16 protein-coding genes and 1 pseudogene are annotated in these 15,361 nt (G+C 42.3%); 12 read left to right on the top strand and 5 right to left on the bottom strand.

Annotation, left to right across the window (positions count from 1 at the left end):
• Nucleotides 1–65: 65 nt before the first annotated feature.
• From JT717_RS27275 to JT717_RS27265, 3 genes are read left to right on the top strand one after another with little or no spacing between them, the layout of a single operon-like run.
• Entirely contained in the window at nucleotides 66–1,202 is a 1,137-nt protein-coding gene (locus JT717_RS27275) for a hypothetical protein (protein ID WP_205514470.1), read from the top strand.
• A gap of 3 nt (nucleotides 1,203–1,205) precedes the next feature.
• A complete protein-coding gene (locus JT717_RS27270; protein ID WP_205514469.1) occupies nucleotides 1,206–1,625 on the top strand; it encodes a hypothetical protein in 420 nt (139 codons plus the stop codon).
• Nucleotides 1,622–2,260: a hypothetical protein gene (locus tag JT717_RS27265; protein WP_205514468.1), complete on the top strand. Its 639-nt coding sequence runs from the start codon at nucleotides 1,622–1,624 to the stop codon at nucleotides 2,258–2,260. Before JT717_RS27270 ends, JT717_RS27265 begins: the two co-directional genes overlap by 4 nt.
• A gap of 75 nt (nucleotides 2,261–2,335) precedes the next feature.
• Here the strand turns inward: JT717_RS27265 and JT717_RS27260 are convergent, their stop codons facing one another.
• Nucleotides 2,336–2,494, bottom strand: coding sequence for a hypothetical protein (locus JT717_RS27260; RefSeq protein WP_205514467.1), 159 nt, complete (start codon nucleotides 2,492–2,494; stop codon nucleotides 2,336–2,338).
• Nucleotides 2,491–3,063 (bottom strand): DUF6934 family protein, encoded by a 573-nt coding sequence (locus tag JT717_RS27255; RefSeq protein WP_205514466.1) that lies wholly within the window; start codon nucleotides 3,061–3,063, stop codon nucleotides 2,491–2,493. Before JT717_RS27255 ends, JT717_RS27260 begins: the two co-directional genes overlap by 4 nt.
• A gap of 135 nt (nucleotides 3,064–3,198) precedes the next feature.
• On the opposite strand from JT717_RS27255, the gene JT717_RS27250 reads away from it, so the two are divergent.
• The 7 genes from JT717_RS27250 (at nucleotide 3,199) to JT717_RS27220 (ending at nucleotide 10,613) form a co-directional block, all read left to right on the top strand.
• Nucleotides 3,199–3,987 carry a glutaminyl-peptide cyclotransferase gene (locus JT717_RS27250; RefSeq protein WP_205514465.1) on the top strand — a complete coding sequence of 263 codons (789 nt, stop codon included), beginning with the start codon at nucleotides 3,199–3,201 and terminating at the stop codon, nucleotides 3,985–3,987.
• A gap of 263 nt (nucleotides 3,988–4,250) precedes the next feature.
• The gene (locus tag JT717_RS27245) at nucleotides 4,251–4,640 is read left to right on the top strand and encodes a hypothetical protein (protein ID WP_205514464.1); all 390 of its coding nucleotides are present in this window, start codon (nucleotides 4,251–4,253) and stop codon (nucleotides 4,638–4,640) included.
• A 42-nt stretch (nucleotides 4,641–4,682) separates the two neighbouring features.
• On the top strand, nucleotides 4,683–4,826 hold the full coding sequence (locus JT717_RS27240) for a hypothetical protein (protein WP_205514463.1): 144 nt from the start codon (nucleotides 4,683–4,685) through the stop codon (nucleotides 4,824–4,826).
• Nucleotides 4,827–4,867: 41 nt separating this feature from the next.
• Nucleotides 4,868–5,413 (top strand): hypothetical protein, encoded by a 546-nt coding sequence (locus JT717_RS27235; RefSeq protein WP_205514462.1) that lies wholly within the window; start codon nucleotides 4,868–4,870, stop codon nucleotides 5,411–5,413.
• Between the two features lie 218 nt (nucleotides 5,414–5,631).
• Nucleotides 5,632–8,694, top strand: a complete 3,063-nt coding sequence (locus JT717_RS27230; RefSeq protein ID WP_205514461.1) for an NACHT domain-containing protein — start codon at nucleotides 5,632–5,634, stop codon at nucleotides 8,692–8,694.
• A gap of 468 nt (nucleotides 8,695–9,162) precedes the next feature.
• On the top strand, nucleotides 9,163–9,798 hold the full coding sequence (locus JT717_RS27225; protein WP_205514460.1) for a DUF6266 family protein: 636 nt from the start codon (nucleotides 9,163–9,165) through the stop codon (nucleotides 9,796–9,798).
• A gap of 188 nt (nucleotides 9,799–9,986) precedes the next feature.
• Entirely contained in the window at nucleotides 9,987–10,613 is a 627-nt protein-coding gene (locus JT717_RS27220) for a DUF6266 family protein (protein WP_205514459.1), read from the top strand.
• Between the two features lie 130 nt (nucleotides 10,614–10,743).
• On the opposite strand, the gene JT717_RS27215 is transcribed toward JT717_RS27220, so the two are convergent.
• The 3 genes from JT717_RS27215 to JT717_RS27205 all read right to left on the bottom strand — a co-directional run bounded on the left by JT717_RS27215 (nucleotide 10,744) and on the right by JT717_RS27205 (nucleotide 14,439).
• A complete protein-coding gene (locus JT717_RS27215; protein ID WP_205514458.1) occupies nucleotides 10,744–12,270 on the bottom strand; it encodes a GldM family protein in 1,527 nt (508 codons plus the stop codon).
• 2 nt (nucleotides 12,271–12,272) lie between these two features.
• A complete protein-coding gene (locus JT717_RS27210) occupies nucleotides 12,273–12,647 on the bottom strand; it encodes a BlaI/MecI/CopY family transcriptional regulator (RefSeq protein ID WP_205514457.1) in 375 nt (124 codons plus the stop codon).
• A 370-nt stretch (nucleotides 12,648–13,017) separates the two neighbouring features.
• The gene (locus JT717_RS27205) at nucleotides 13,018–14,439 is read right to left on the bottom strand and encodes a polysaccharide lyase 6 family protein (protein WP_205514456.1); all 1,422 of its coding nucleotides are present in this window, start codon (nucleotides 14,437–14,439) and stop codon (nucleotides 13,018–13,020) included.
• A gap of 337 nt (nucleotides 14,440–14,776) precedes the next feature.
• Here JT717_RS27205 and JT717_RS28950 point away from each other — a divergent pair, with 337 nt between their 5' ends.
• On the top strand, nucleotides 14,777–14,971 hold the full coding sequence (locus JT717_RS28950; RefSeq protein WP_439650921.1) for a DUF433 domain-containing protein: 195 nt from the start codon (nucleotides 14,777–14,779) through the stop codon (nucleotides 14,969–14,971).
• Nucleotides 14,972–15,071: 100 nt separating this feature from the next.
• Nucleotides 15,072–15,320 (top strand): annotated as a pseudogene (locus JT717_RS28945) (DUF5615 family PIN-like protein); the annotation flags it as partial.
• Nucleotides 15,321–15,361 lie beyond the last annotated feature (41 nt).

The following is a 15,361-nucleotide window of genomic DNA, read 5'->3' as shown; positions in this document are numbered from 1 at the left end:
TAATCCGACCACAAAAAGACAAATTAGCCAAAACTGAACAATCTCTAAAGCAATACTAAATAATTATGACGGAAAATATTACAGTAACTAACGTCATTCTTACCGAGCAGGATAGGAAAATGACCTACGAACAATTTGGCTTAAAAGCGGCTGAAAAGGCACAGGGAAATCCTGAGCAACTTAAAGAAGCACTACCTATAATTTATAACAAAATTGTAGAAGAGGCCAAACTGGATAAGGATGGTGTACACAAAAAAATGGAAATTCTTAATAATGAAATAGCCGATTTTGAGAATAGAATTCACAGCCTTCAAGGCAAAGAAACATCGCTTAGCGATGAGATAGAACTCTGTGAAAAGCAGATAGATGATATCGAGAACAATAAAGGCAGTACTGAAATACTTCAATTTATAATAGCGGCTTTTATAACACTTTTTTTAACTTTTTATCTATGGGCATTTTATGCAGCAAGCGGCTATGCAGCATTAAATGGAGTGAAATCAGGAAAATCAGGCTTCTCAGGAATATTCGCTGCATTATCAGATGCTTTTAATAAGGGCGGGTTTGTAGTTGTCTTGACTGTGCTGTTCCCTATAATTTTCTTGGGGCTGGGCTTTTTGATCAATGATGCCCTTGAAAGGCGAAAATATGGCATGATCGCCATATTATTAGTTTTCACACTATGTTTTGACGCTATCATTGGTTATCAAATTTCCAAACATATATACACTAATGAATACAATGCGGGTGAAACAGATGTTGCTTGGCAATTTTCACATGTATTTAAAGACATTAACTTTTATCTTGTCTTGGCCTCTGGTTTTGTATGCTATGTTATGTGGGGGTTTCTACTGAACTATACCTTAATAAAGCAAAAGGAAATTCAACCTGACTCCAGAATACGAAAACTTAAAAGAAAGATCACTGAACTAAAGACAGATATGCAACAAACTATTGCGGAGATCAAAAGTTGCGAAAACAATATTTTGAAAAGGAAAAAGAACATTCATGATTATGAAATTGGAAAAGTAACGATCAACGTAACCAAATTAAAAGCTTTGATTGGTGAATTCATTGGTGGTTGGGTGGCCTGGATAAACTTAATGCGAAGGGAAGACGCTGAAACATTAGTGACAAAAACGACCGTGTTTAAAGACGAATGGTTAAACAAAAAAATTTTAGAACTAGACGAAGAAAAATAATATATGAAAGCATTTATGAAGCCCCTCCTCTATCTGATCGTCGCTTTTGTTATCTTTTCCTTATTCATATACGCGCTGCTTCGCCCTTCAACATCCACCAAGGCATCTAAAGAAATCGAAAGATGCGTTACTCCAAGTGATGTCAGGACAGTATGGGAAAAATATCACCTTGAACTTGCGGAAGATGAAGATTACAACCAAGCTGTACGAGATAAGTTGGGCACTTTTAATTTAAAACAATCTGAAATAAAAGAAATAAAAAACTGGCTTCCTGCTAAAACTCATAATCTTAATATTATCCTCGTCCCAGACTTATCAAATCGTATTAATGATGACAAAAATAATCCTGAGCAAACCAAAAATGATACTGCATTATTAAACAGCATATGGGCAGTATTCGAAAAGAATTACGGTACAAAATGAACTCCAAAGATAGGCTCTTGGTAGATATTGCAGATCCCGAGCAAGGGCAAGGCCAGTTCAAAACTATAGCAGATAGTTTACTTTTTGATCTATCAGACTTCAAAAATAAAAGCAATCGCTTATATTTTGGATCAGCTCGAAATAAATTTGAATGTAATATTAAACAGCTTTACGATTTAGCCAAGAAAAGAACAACGGGTGCCAATTATGCATATTACTTTTCAGAGAAGTTACCAAGCCGGATTAAAAAATCCACTCTTACAGATGATTATAGAAATATCCTAATTATCATAACAGACGGCTACCTCGAGCTATCCCGAAAAGATGGTGGCAAGACTTCCATTTCACCAGCCCATGACGCCTTAATTGAGTATTCCCTCAAAGGAAATAGTTCGTCTTTTCAATATCCCCGACAAACCATAGACCTCACATTTCCCGATTTAGAAGTTTATCTACTTGAAGTTAACGAAAGAAAAAGTGGCCAGGGAATTGATTTTAAGGGATTAAAAAAATGGTGGACAGAATGGTTTAAATCCATGAATATTAAAAATGCCGACGAGAATTTTATATTTAGGAGGCAAGATGCAATTAGTTTTTCTATAAAAGAAGTTCAATCAATATTCGATGTTAATTAATATTCATTAACAATTCAAATCAAAACACAAAAGGCGCCCCAATGGAGCGCCTTCAATTTATAGTTCAAACTGTACTTATTTCTTCACAAGCCGGGCATGATCAAGCATTTTCTTCGCCTCTTCCATTTTTTTGGGAAACAGGATTTTCCCTTTTATCTGTGAAGCCACCATGGATATAAGACTCGCCTTCGAGACTTTTACCAGATCAGGTGTTTTATTTTTTTTGTGCTTCATAACTCAAATTTACACATTTTTTTTGATACTATTATGCCATCGTAAAGCGTGCCTGGATTGAACTCTGTAAGATCAAGCCAATGCTCACTATTAACGATTCCACCAAGAAACTGATAATCAGCCTGAAAAATACTATGTTTCCTAGACACATAATTGCAGTAAAGCTTCATCCTACGATTAAAATTATGGCATGAAGCGGTGCACCGCCTCGGACAATTTTGCTTGCATTTATATTCAAACTCTGCGCGTCCGTCACTACCTCGAACCAAAATAGCGGCCTGCGGATTTCGGCTAAAGAAAAGTGGAATTGTACTTAATACCGTATTGAAAATTTTGTAAACATCGCCGTTGTCAGTCATCGACTCATCGTTTATCTCCCCTGTATCCATATCAAAATCGCCAAACCCAAGGTTAAATATTGGTTTGTTACTGAAATCCCTAACATAAGCAAACTGAACAATTTTCAATACATCTTCCTTCCCGCTTTTTCCTTCACTAAAGAATAAAAAATTAGTTGATTGCAGATCTGCAGTTTCTGTAATGTCATATCTATGGGTAATATTGCTCATAAGGTAACTAATACGGCCCCGCAAAACTAGTCAGATGCCATTACCCTAAAGCGTATCTATATACTATTTGACCATAATCAACTATTTTCATACTTTCACTCCTATATACCACAACCCAACTTTTCCTGTCCACCAATGAAACAGATCCTATACCTCCTCACCCTGATCGCCCTCCTCGCCAACTGTAAAGACACCGGGGAAGATGATGCCCCCGTTACGCCTACCATCTCCTACGAGCAGACAAACTATTTCTTTCACGACACTTCGCTCTATACAGAAGGCCTGCTGGTTCATAACGGACAACTCTTCGAAAGCACCGGATCGCCGGATACTTTCAGAAAATCATTGATCGGTATCAACGATCTCAAGACCGGCCGCTTTGAGAAAAAGACGGTCTTTACCAATAAAAAACTCTTTGGGGAAGGCATCAGCTTTTTTAATAACAGGCTCTACCAACTTACCTATAAAACCCAGCGCGGATTTATCTACGATGCCAACTCCTTCAAGTTACTCGACTCATTCACGTATAAAAACAAAGAGGGCTGGGGCCTCACCACCGACGGCCGTCATCTCATCATGAGCGACGGCACTGATACCTTAACCTACCTGGATCCTGCCACCCTGCAACCGGTGAAAACGCTTCCCATAAAAGAGAATGGCGCCAAACGCGACAGTCTGAACGAACTGGAATATATTAAAGGGCATATTTACGCTAATATCTGGCTCACGAATAACATTGTCAAGATCAACCCCGCGGATGGACAGGTGACCGGTAAACTCGATATCAGTCCGCTGGCCTTTAAAGCAGCACTCGCCAAACAGGATTGCGGTGAACCCAACGGCATTGCCTGGGATTCGGCTACTGGTCATATGTATATTACCGGGAAACTATGGCCTTATATCTTTCAGCTAAGGATGCCTTAGCGGTTTTACTAATCACTCGCTAAAAAATGACTGAAATCAAAAAATAATGGAAGTCCCATTACGGGAAGGAAAGTTTCATGTCCTTCATTGTCTTCCCAATAAAATTATTGTAGCTTGCAACACTGTCTTGTTTCCGTTATACCCGCCCTATAGAATCCGCATTCGTTTTTTTGCTTGATTAGTAGGTTATCGTTTGCTCTACCACCTCATCGCCTTTTTCCCAATGTAAAAGCATTGGAAAAAGACCTATTAAATGAAGCCATATGAAAAGGCAAAGACGACCATTACACTGTCCTACGTTAAAACAATATCTCTCATCGAAGCGCGCCATTACTCCCCTGATCTCCCGGGGCGTTTTTGCAAGACCCATCCCGGATCTGATGAAATATTTCTACCCGCATAAGCCCTATCGCCCGCGCTTGAGTGTCACCCAGCAGGATATCGCCGGCATCCTGGCCCTGAACGATGAGGAAGCGCGAAAAGTGATGACGGAGATCAATGCCATGCGCAGCAAGTCAAAATACCCTTTTATCACCGTAAAAGATGTAGCCACCTACCTGAAAGTAAATCAGTGGCGGGTACAGCATTATTTCTACAGCTGCATGATGTATGAGTATTATGAAATGCGGGAAAGGCATCGGAAGAATAAGTAAACACTAACCCAGTTCTTACTGCCATCACCATAATCTATTCATATGCTGAAAAGCTTTAACAAAAAGAAAGTCCTGATGCGCTCAGGCAAGAAAAAGAAAGGCCGCAAGATCTCTATTCACCGGATGCGACAAAAACGCCGCCGGCGCGCGCAGTTGTTAGCCCAACGGAGCAAGATCATTGCATGAAAACCCAGCCTCATTCATTTACTACCTAAACTGCTTTGCCAATGAGAATGCCATCAACCGCCGCTGTAACGTCGTCAGCGCCTGGAAGCGGAAAGCTTATTCCATTAACTACTGCTGATTGCAAAAAACAGCTCAAAAAATATCTTCGCAAAAAAAAGAAACCGGCGCCGGCTAAAGAACGGGTGAAAGCAAAGTTGCCTGACGGACTGTATTTCGGAAAAGAAAACATGCCGAAGGGCCATGTCATGGAGTTCATGCCATTTAAAATATGGCTGAAGAAAAAAGATAAAAGGGTACAGGAGAAAAAAAAGAAGCTGCGCGGTGCACGCAAAAAAGAAGCAGCCAGGTTGTACAAGTTAGAATACCCATTTGGTGAACCCAGGGCCAGCAAGCCGGCACCCAGGCATAAAGGCATTATAGATACCAGCGTGCTGCAAAGATTTCTGGGCACAACACCACGCAACGCCCGCAAGATCTTCAATATCATGAAAAAAGATATGGGCAAAAAAAGAGAGCACCTTGTCACCGTTGATGAATATTGCAGACACAAAAACATTCCAAAAGAAGATATCATTCCTTACCTGTAACAATACACTCACCTGATCGGGTAATTTTGGCTTCGTACGTTTCCAAAACAGCCGTATTTGTACGCCATACAGAGAACTTTTGTATCTTGCCATCCTCCCAACCAAAATATAGAGCTCCCCGATACTACTGCATTAGCGGTCGGATACGTATTTAGTCACACCAGTTAAGCTCTCAATTCAGGTCAAATAAAATACAATCAGCAGCCATAATTAGTAGCATGAAACTAAGAAAGATTGAAATTCTCGAGGATAATCAAAACAAAAAAGGCGATCTATTCGGCCGGTTAATGGCTGATCTATTCCATGTTTTAGGGTATGACCAACCAAGGTTTAACATTAACAAATCCGGAAGGGAGATTGACCTTACAGCAGCACATAGGACCGAAAACAAAATGGCGATTGCTGAATGCAAAGCACAGGCAGAAGCCATTGGCGGCGCAGATATCAACAAATTTATAGGTGTTCTAGATGCAGAAAAAAAGAAGCTAAAGAAAAATAAACTGAACAGGAAAAACGATGTCAATGGGTATTTTATTTCCCTGTCCGGTTTTAAAGAAACGGCCATTGAACAGGAAAACGATTGTGAGAACAAAAGGGTCATCCTAATTAAGCCAGACAAGCTGGTTGAAGAACTTATCAGTGGCAGAATATTGGTCCCCATTGAAAAAGCTGTTGCTTCTCTTGCTGATTTAAGCAAAGGCTTAGCGTTGCAAAACTATTATGACTTGCTGGCCTGTGATAACGGATGGATCTGGACACTTTATTATTCGGATTCAAACGGCCAGGAAACATCCCATTTTGCCCTGATTCATGCGGAGGGAAAACCACTAATAAAGAGTTTGGCGGATGGTATTTTATCAAGAGACAAAACCACTAATAAGATATTCGATGGATTAAGGATCATTAATAAAGATGTTTCTACTGAATTGCTGAAACAACACATTGCAGACGCCAGGAAGAAATACTTCAAATATCTTGAAAATGAACTGGGTGAAATTCAATTTGAAGGATTGCCAACCGATAAAGAGGCAGGTTCAGTAAAAGTTAAACTGGAAAACATTTTCATTCCCTTGCATTTCATCAAATCCCCAATTCAAATGGTTTCAAACGATGAAGAAGACGACGATGAATTCGTAGAGAGGAAGGGAATTGGAAACATATTGAGTAATGAATCTAGACTTGCTATTCTCGCAAAACCCGGCGGCGGCAAATCAACATTAATAAAGCGTATTGCCATTGCGTATGCTTTTCCAGATAGAAGAGATAAGATAAATGATGCGCTGCCGGAAAAAAATTGGTTCCCCATTTTCTTACGATGCAGAGATTTGGGTGAAAAAGTAACTCAAAGTATTACAGACATCATTAACAGTATTCCTGCAAGGGCAGAAATCCCTGCCTGTAGTGATGGTTTCTCAAAATTAGTATCTCAAGCTTTACAAAATGGCACTGCCTTATTTCTGGTTGATGGGTTAGATGAAATTTCCGAGGATAGAAACAGGATCGCCTTTGCAAATCAGCTTAGGACCTTTATTGCTACATATCCATCTTTAAACATTATTGTTACTTCCCGAGAATCCGGCTTCCGGGCTATTGCCGGTTCGCTCGCTTCCTATTGCCAAAATTATACCGTCTCGAATCTGAATGGCGAAGAAATAAAAGAATTAAGTTTAAAATGGCACAAAGCCATCATCGATGAATCAGAAAACACAATCAGGGAGGCCAATAAGCTGAACGAAATAATCCTAAATGATGCCCGGATAAAAGCGCTTGCCGAGAATCCGCTTTTGCTCACGACCCTGCTTTTCGTAAAAAGATGGGCAGGCTACCTTCCTACAAAAAGAAGCGTCTTATACCAGGAAATGATCAAGCTACTATTGGTTACCTGGAACGTGGAAGGCCATGGTATTTTAGACATTGATGAAACAGAACCTCAACTCGCTTTTGTCGCCTATTGGATGACCACAGAGGGGAAACAATCCATTACTGCAGATGAACTCAGCAATTGCCTTATTGAGGCAAGGACGCAACTGCCTGAAATTTTGGGTTATACCAAAATAAATCCTTCCGAATTTATTAAGAGGGTGGAATCCCGCAGCAGTTTATTGATTATGGCCGGGCATAAACGCCTCGATTCTGGCAACACTACACCTGTGTATGAATTTTTACACTTAAGCTTCCAGGAGTATTTGACAGCAAAAGCAATTGTGAAAAAGTTTATCCCTCAAAAGGATTATTCAAAAAATGTTATTGATATTATTAAACCACATATTTACCGGCAAAGCTGGAAAGAGGTTATCCCTTTAATGGCGGTATTGCAGGAAAGGGAATGCAAAGAGCTGATCGATTTTTTGATAGCGGAATCGAAAGCCAATGCATTAAATCGTACAGGCAGACTATTAAGACGGCAATTGCTGACAGCATTACTGGGAAGCTGCCTGGCCAATGAAATTCAAATTAATCCGGAAACTTTGGCCACTGCCATAGAATGGTATGCGAAATGCTATTTATCACGACAAAGGCACAATGTGGAAATAATTTTAAGAAACAAGTTTGCGACGACTTTTAAAAGGAAAGTAAATGAATGTTTCTTCGACAATTATGAGGACGCACATGCCACTAAGGTAGGTTCATTAATTTCAGATATTTACATGATTGAGCTCAAGCATGCGGAAAATCATGAAATGTTGATGGTCAAAATCTTATCCGATCTAAAGGATGGTCAGAAAGAAAAAAGGTGCATGGCCATTTTAGGGATGATGAGTTTTGCTTTCAAATATACCTATGACAAAAAAGAGAATACGCTTCGCCGTAGTGAAATAATTCATGAGATATTTGACAGTATGATGGAGCTGGTTAAACAGGATGATCCACAATATAATCTCTCAATTTGTTGGTGCCTTTTGTGGTCTATTAAAGCCAATCTCTTCCCACGAAAGCAAAATAACAAACTTATTCATCTTTTGGCTAAGTTATGGGTTAACTCAGAACAACCCAATGTGCGGCGATTTAACTCCTGGGTTTTATCAAATATTCTACGGCCAACAACACCGAAATCACTCATATCTGCAATTCCCCAATTAGAAAAAGCGATTGAAGACCGGTACAATAAGCCCGCAAACGATTTTGACAGGATCACCGCCCTGTTTTTTGGAATTATACTTGGAATTAAGTTTGATCACAAGGAAATGATTGACGTATTAAACAGTAGCGTGGAGAGGGAAACATCAAGAAGTGTTCTGTATTTTCAAAAACATTTCAACACCAAAGGTTCTACAATTTGAGCCTTCAAATATAAAACTGTCTTTTCTCCCACTCAACGCCCACCCTGCTCCAGGGCGGCTTCGGGTCTTCTTCGGGATATCCCAAGGAAAACCCGGTATTCTCATTGGAGAGTCCCGAAGAAATCCCGAAGAAATTAAACTGCTTTCATTGGGAAAGCGCTTTATTGCCATAAGAAATTCTTTTCACATCGTCTTCTGCAACGGGCTTTTAAATCACCCCACATCACACTGATTACCAACGTTCCTGCATCCCAAAATGACCCAAAACGGCCATTTTGTACATATTTCGGCGCATTATGACCCGCAACGGCTAAAATGCGCCCAATGCGGAACTCGTGTATCCATCAGTGATACATCGAATGAAAATCGCTTCTACATTTGTATCGCACAAGGCAATGATCGAGTACCGGTTATGACCATGCGCCGAGTGCATAAACAATCATTTATTCATCATTAAAATTTAAAACAATGGCAAGGTTACAAAAAGGAATCCTGGATGACATTTCAGGAAAAGTCGGAAAGGTAATAGGCAGCAAATGGCGTGGCGTTACCTACATACGCAGCATAGGAACAAAGCGCAGCAAAAACCTATCACCCGAACAGGAAGAACAACAGGCTAAATTTAAAATAGCCACTTCCTTTACACAAAGTATGCATGATCTGTTCGAGCTTGGCTTCAGGGATCAGGCCATCAGAATGACTGGCACCAACTATGCCCAGTCACTCATCCTCAAAGAGGCAATCACTGGCAATTATCCCGATTTCAAGATCGACTACAGCAAAGTGCCGGTTAGCAAGGGCAGATTGCCTAAAGCGAAGACACCTGCTGTAGCGCCGGATGCTACGGGCATTATCAAGTTCACCTGGACCAGCAACGCCGGTGTCAGGCTCGCAAAAGCGAATGACCAGGCTATCCTGGCCGCTTATTGCCCCGAATTGAATGAGTGCAATTTTCTCATCAATTCAACCCGCGAAGCAGGAACAGCCACACTCGATGTGTCGGAATTTAGCGGCAAAGTCGTGCATACCTGGATCAGCTTTATGTCAGCCAATGGCAAGTTACTCGCCCCCAGTATTTACACCGGGGAGGTAACGGTGACGTAAACAGCGCAGATCCCCGGCACCTATGAAACAATTACATGCCGGCCAATCACCGGCTACTGATCCCGATGCGTATCGGGAAGGCAAAAAACGCCAACACACCATTTAAAATGTTACCCCGAGGGCCCCGGGGTGGCATTTTAAAAAAGACTAAACAAAAATTATTCATTAAACATCCTAAAACTTATTTTATGGCACGCCAAATAAATGTATTTCATTTTACAGGTAAACTAGGTAATGTAGTTGGTTACTATTATAAAGGGAAATATTGCTTACGCAGCGCTCCGGTTCGTAAAAACAAACCCGCTTCCATTGCACAAATGGCACATCAGCAAAAGTTTGGGCTGGCGCAAAAATTCGTCGGCAGCCTTTCAGCGCTGCTCTCATTAAGCGCAGTGGCGAATAAGAAATTGACCTACTCAAACTTTGTAATGTCGCACACCGTCAAAAACGCCATATATGGCAGCTTCCCTGATTTTTATATTAATTATAGCCTGATACCTGTATGCCATGGTAAGTTAGAACCGGTTCGCTCTGAAAAAGCAACTACAGCATCACAAAATGTAATATTTAGCTGGGAAAACAACAACTACCATGGCAATGCCCGGGAAAATGATAAAGCGGTACTGGTAGTATATTGTGAAGCTTTGAATCAATGCATCTTTAGTGTGAACGGGGCAGACCGGCGAACCTGTATTGCCGCCCTTCCTGTAGCTAAATTTCATGGTCAGCACGTTCAAACATGGATCGCATTTAGATCGGCTGACGGCAAACTGATCTCTGACAGCACTTATACGGGGGCTTTATATATCACTTAAGGTAAAAATTGTAAACACTTCGCTACAGCAGATGACAGATCTACTTTATTGTTTTATGCGACATAAAAGGTCAAAACCAAGGGGCTGCACGAAAGCAGCCCCTTCTCTATTATAATTGACAAACAAAGGCTTACTTCCCAATCGTAAACACCATCGAAGCAGGTACTTTGCGCGCTTTGCCATCGGGTCCCGTAGCAGCGATATCATCTATAATGATCCGCTGGCCATCCTGCAGCGACTGGATCAGTTTTACCTGCTCTGCGGAAAAACTGCTTGTTTGCGCAGCGGCCGACTTGCTTTCGGTATTGCCGTTTGTAAGCAGACTTAGCGTAAATGACGCTACTTTGATGGGAATATCAATATCTGCATTTTCAACGGTTGCTATAATGCCGCCTGCTGTGAGCAAGGCTTCTTTGGTGATGTGTCCGCCTTTGATCAATGTCGCGGCGCCCGTAGCCGGCGTTAGCGCTACCACCGGCGCCGGCAAAAATTTCGCTTTGAATGCAGTTTCCTGCACCACCCTTCCCTTTGCTTTCACCGTTATCTGCGCCTTACCCGGCCGGGCAGGTTTGATAATATATTCGCCGCTGTCGCCGCTGATTGTTCCATTATCGATTGCTACTTCAATATCGTTGGGCCGGTAACCAGACACAGAAATGTTCACCGGGTTCTCGATACCGATATACACCACGTTTGCCTTGGTAAGCGCTACTGCGGTCACTACTTTCGGCGCTTCAGACACCGCCTGTCCGTTCACACAGGCCACCCCCAATAACATGATGGCCGTGGCCGGGATCAAATACAAGACGCGGTACTTCGTAACTGCTGCTGCTTTATTTGCTGACATCATAAGAAAGCGTTTTTTAATTAATGAATGTTTATAGGTAGATGATATAGTAAAAACCTGTGATTCGGCGATATGGTCAAGCAGCGACTGCTGGTATTCCACAATGTCGATCCCACTCTGCAAAACCCCTTCATCCGCCAGGTATTCATGCACCAGTTGCAGCGCATTCCGCATCTTCCACACAAATGGATTGAACCACATCAGCGCCGTCAGCAATTGCACAAGCAAAAGATCGATGGAGTGATATTGTAAAACATGTACTTTTTCATGCGCCACCACTTTATCAAACTCATTTTCCTGCAGGTATTTTTTATTCAGGAACACCAGGTGGAAAAAAGAAAAGGATGCTTTGAACCGGTCGTTCCATACTATTTGTAATTGTCCAAACCGCTGCTTCGTCGACCGCCTGTAACAGGCCATTATAATATACAGTTCCCTGCCAATGCGGATCATAAAAAAAGCCGTTACCGCCAGGTAAATGCTAAAGAGTATGCCCTTGGCATCCCATTCGGTTCGCGACTGCTTATTTGTTGGTAAGACCTTCGTATCTGCGGCCTGCATGCCGGTCGCTTCTCCTGTTGAATTATTACCGACTTCCGTTATACTGCTGTTATCCCATTCGCTGTAAAAGACGGGCGTGTTTATGGTGAGCGGACTTACAGGCGCCGCTAAACTTAGAACGATAGCGATGATCAAGTAGATCCGCCGGGTCTTGACAATCGTTCCTTTCTCCACCAATGCTTTATATAATAACCATGCGACGCTTAAACAAGCGGTGGACAGCAGGATATATTGAATAAATGTTTGCATGTTCAGGACTTTTGCTTTTTGATCTCCTGGTCAATCAGTTTTTTCAATTCTTCCAGCTCAGTAACAGACACATCTTTTTCTTTTACAAAAAAAGAGACCAGCTGGTTAAGGGAATTATTGAAAAGACCTTTATACGCATCTTTCAAAATATGCTTTGCATAGGCCTTTTTGCTCACGAGCGGATAATACACATGGATATTCCCGAATTTCCGGTGCGATACATACCCTTTTTTCTCCAGCACCTTTATTACGGTAGCCACCGTCGTGTACGCCGGTTTGGGCTTCGGCAAGCGCTCCACCACATCAGCTACGGCGCCTTCATTTATTTCCCATAGAACGGCCAGGATCTCTTCCTGGGCTTTGGTGATCTCTTCCATTAACTACTATGTTTAATTCAAATCTACTATAATTATAGTAGACTGCAAAATATTTTTTTCTCCTCCTTTGCGCAGTTCCTATCAAATTCACTGCACGCTTATTCCCGTTTTTAACACGCTTGTTGCTAACGAAGCACTAAAAAACGAAACAAGTCCTAAAGCCTGGCGTTCACAAAAGGCTTAAACAAAAAGTCCGGAAGTCATACATGGTATGCGCTTCCGGACTTTATTATTTTATGGTTATCGATGCTGTCAATGCTATCAACTTGTCATTGTCAGCTTGTTCCTCTATCTACGCTGTCAACCCGCAACTTTATCAACTTACCACATCTATCAACACTGTCAACGCTATCAACTTGCCAACACGCCATTAAGGAGCCCCTACCCCAACATCTTTTGGATCCAGGATCTTTGCCGTTACCGGCGCCTTACTCACTTCATCGGCACCTGCATCGAGCGGCAGGGTTCTCGGCTGGCCATCCATGTCAGTCGCGATGGCAGCATACTTGTTCACCGCTTTTTTGCCCTTGGGCGCAGGCAGGGCATCGATGGCCGCACTGCCAGGCAATAAGTGAATGGTAGCGCTTTGTCCACGCCCCAGCTTCGGGTCGTTCATTGTAAATGTACCATCCGGCATATCGCCTTTGCTCTCTGCATTGAAGACGATATTTCCTTCCCAAACCGGGTTGGTATAGGGTCCGGCAATGCTTGCTGCCGGTCCACCGCCTCTGATGATATTATACGCCACCGTGATGGCCGTGGCGCCCAGTCCGTTGTTGCGGGCAGGCAATGCGATCGGCGCTTTGGCGCTGATGATCGTATTGAATGCGATCATTACGCGGTCGGGCCGGTCGTGACAGGTCAAAGCTGCGCCATCCGCTACTTCCCCATCGCCGTTTCCAATATTGATACCGATCGGGCACACCTCAAAATAGTTGCTGTGCACCAGGTGATCGTCACCGAATATGCGCAGTCCGGGCGTGTTGTGAAAATAATTTCCATATACCTGGCAGAAGTTACCATGCCGCAGGGTGAACTGCGCCTTGCAATTGCGGATGGTATTGTAACGCAGGGTCACTGCAGAAGCCTTTACGGAGATCAGCTCATTTTCACCATGGCATTCTTCAAAGAGGTTGTATTCTACGATACTATTGCTTTTCGACATGCTGAATCCACTCAGTCCAAACTGAAAAGCCTCCGCGCCATTGGGCCCACCCTGGAATTCGAAATTGTAAAAATAATTGTGATGGATCCATAAACGCTCGGCAATCTGTTTGCCCTCGCCGCGAATGGCCAGGTAACGGCCCATGCTTTTTTTATTCTGAAAAGTATTGTGATCTATTTCATGATCGCTGCCGGCAATGGACAGATCCTCACCGGCGCCTTCATTCTCGAAGATATTGCGTGTCCAGCGGCAAAAGCTGCTGCCGGGTAAGGAGCGGGCACGGGATGCGGAATGAGTGAATTTGAATCCGCTGATGATGACGTATTTGGCGCCACTCGCCAGACTGATGCCGCCGAGCCCGGTCATCTCCACTTGTCCAACCGTTTCAGCCATTACGAGAATCGGCTTGTCTGCCGTTCCGGCGCGGCTGATCACAATATCTGTTCCGGTCGTGTACTGACCATTCGTCACCAGGACTGTGTCGCCGGGGTTTGCTTCGTTCACGGCTTTCTGAAAGCCGCCGATGAATTTCACAACAATGATTTTTGCGGAAGCTGTTGTTGTGCCGGCACTAACCAGTACGAGGAGGCAGGCGGCCAAACGCAGGGGGCGTAAAAATTTTTTCATGCAGGGTATTTTACCTATACTATTATAACAATTTGACAAAGATAATATTGTGTGAAAAGGCAAAACGCTTGATCCGCCAAAGGCGGATAGGCGCCTGAACGCCGGCGCTGAATACAAACGCTTTAATGGGAAACGCTCTCACAGCTGATCCTTTGGCAGGCAAATTAATGCTGGCGTTTATCGTTGAAGCTTGACCTATTAGCCTGTTATTGAGCTATTTTGTCAGTTAGCAACCGAAAACATTAGCTGAATAAAAAATGGAAAATAGTCCTTAATTTTCAGTATAAAATTATTAAATGCCTGAATATCTTACTGATAGAATCACCATTGACCCCAAATTTGCCACGGTAAGCCTGTAATTCGTGGCTTGCGGTATCCGGTAGATTCGATGCTTGAGTTGTTGGCATCAGGAATGAGCATTGAAGAATTACTAACAGATTACCCGGATTTAGAAAGAGAAGATTTTCTTGCCTGTATTGAATATGCTGCAAGATTGACACAAGTTAAAAGCATATATAGAATAACCTCGTGAAATTTATAGTTGAGGCACAACTTCCCAAATCTTTGTCTGACTTTTTGTGCTCAAAAGGGCATGACTCTATTCATACCAGGAGCTTTCGGAAAAAAATAAAACGAACGACAATTTTATAAATGATCTTTCCATAAAAGAGGATAAGATCGTAATTTCAAAAGATGCCGATTTTTTGGAATCTTTCCTGGTTAGAAATATTCCTGCCAAATTATTACTTATAAAAACCGGCAATATTACAAACACCAACCTGCTTCTCATTTTTCAAACCCACCTTACTTACATTACCGATTCACTTATTTCAAACTCTCTTATAGAAATAACTAAGACAGAAATAATAATACACCAATAACTGTTCGAAGACTTTTGCAGCGACTAAACCTGAATCGGTTG

Origin of the sequence: Longitalea arenae, from assembly GCF_016924755.1 — a bacterium.
Lineage (GTDB): Bacteria > Bacteroidota > Bacteroidia > Chitinophagales > Chitinophagaceae > Niastella > Niastella arenae.
The sequence above is the reverse complement of the archived record's forward strand: the minus strand, read 5'-3'. Positions and strand labels throughout refer to the sequence as shown.

Excerpts from the sequence above, each read along its gene's own strand:
- JT717_RS27275 (WP_205514470.1), top strand. The coding sequence starts at position 66 with ATGACGGAAAATATTACAGTAACTAACGTCATTCTTACCGAGCAGGAT.
- JT717_RS27270 (WP_205514469.1), top strand. The coding sequence starts at position 1,206 with ATGAAAGCATTTATGAAGCCCCTCCTCTATCTGATCGTCGCTTTTGTT.
- JT717_RS27265 (WP_205514468.1), top strand. The coding sequence starts at position 1,622 with ATGAACTCCAAAGATAGGCTCTTGGTAGATATTGCAGATCCCGAGCAA.
- JT717_RS27260 (WP_205514467.1), bottom strand. The coding sequence starts at position 2,494 with ATGAAGCACAAAAAAAATAAAACACCTGATCTGGTAAAAGTCTCGAAG.
- JT717_RS27255 (WP_205514466.1), bottom strand. The coding sequence starts at position 3,063 with ATGAGCAATATTACCCATAGATATGACATTACAGAAACTGCAGATCTG.
- JT717_RS27250 (WP_205514465.1), top strand. The coding sequence starts at position 3,199 with ATGAAACAGATCCTATACCTCCTCACCCTGATCGCCCTCCTCGCCAAC.
- JT717_RS27245 (WP_205514464.1), top strand. The coding sequence starts at position 4,251 with ATGAAAAGGCAAAGACGACCATTACACTGTCCTACGTTAAAACAATAT.
- JT717_RS27240 (WP_205514463.1), top strand. The coding sequence starts at position 4,683 with ATGCTGAAAAGCTTTAACAAAAAGAAAGTCCTGATGCGCTCAGGCAAG.
- JT717_RS27235 (WP_205514462.1), top strand. The coding sequence starts at position 4,868 with ATGAGAATGCCATCAACCGCCGCTGTAACGTCGTCAGCGCCTGGAAGC.
- JT717_RS27230 (WP_205514461.1), top strand. The coding sequence starts at position 5,632 with ATGAAACTAAGAAAGATTGAAATTCTCGAGGATAATCAAAACAAAAAA.
- JT717_RS27225 (WP_205514460.1), top strand. The coding sequence starts at position 9,163 with ATGGCAAGGTTACAAAAAGGAATCCTGGATGACATTTCAGGAAAAGTC.
- JT717_RS27220 (WP_205514459.1), top strand. The coding sequence starts at position 9,987 with ATGGCACGCCAAATAAATGTATTTCATTTTACAGGTAAACTAGGTAAT.
- JT717_RS27215 (WP_205514458.1), bottom strand. The coding sequence starts at position 12,270 with ATGCAAACATTTATTCAATATATCCTGCTGTCCACCGCTTGTTTAAGC.
- JT717_RS27210 (WP_205514457.1), bottom strand. The coding sequence starts at position 12,647 with ATGGAAGAGATCACCAAAGCCCAGGAAGAGATCCTGGCCGTTCTATGG.
- JT717_RS27205 (WP_205514456.1), bottom strand. The coding sequence starts at position 14,439 with ATGAAAAAATTTTTACGCCCCCTGCGTTTGGCCGCCTGCCTCCTCGTA.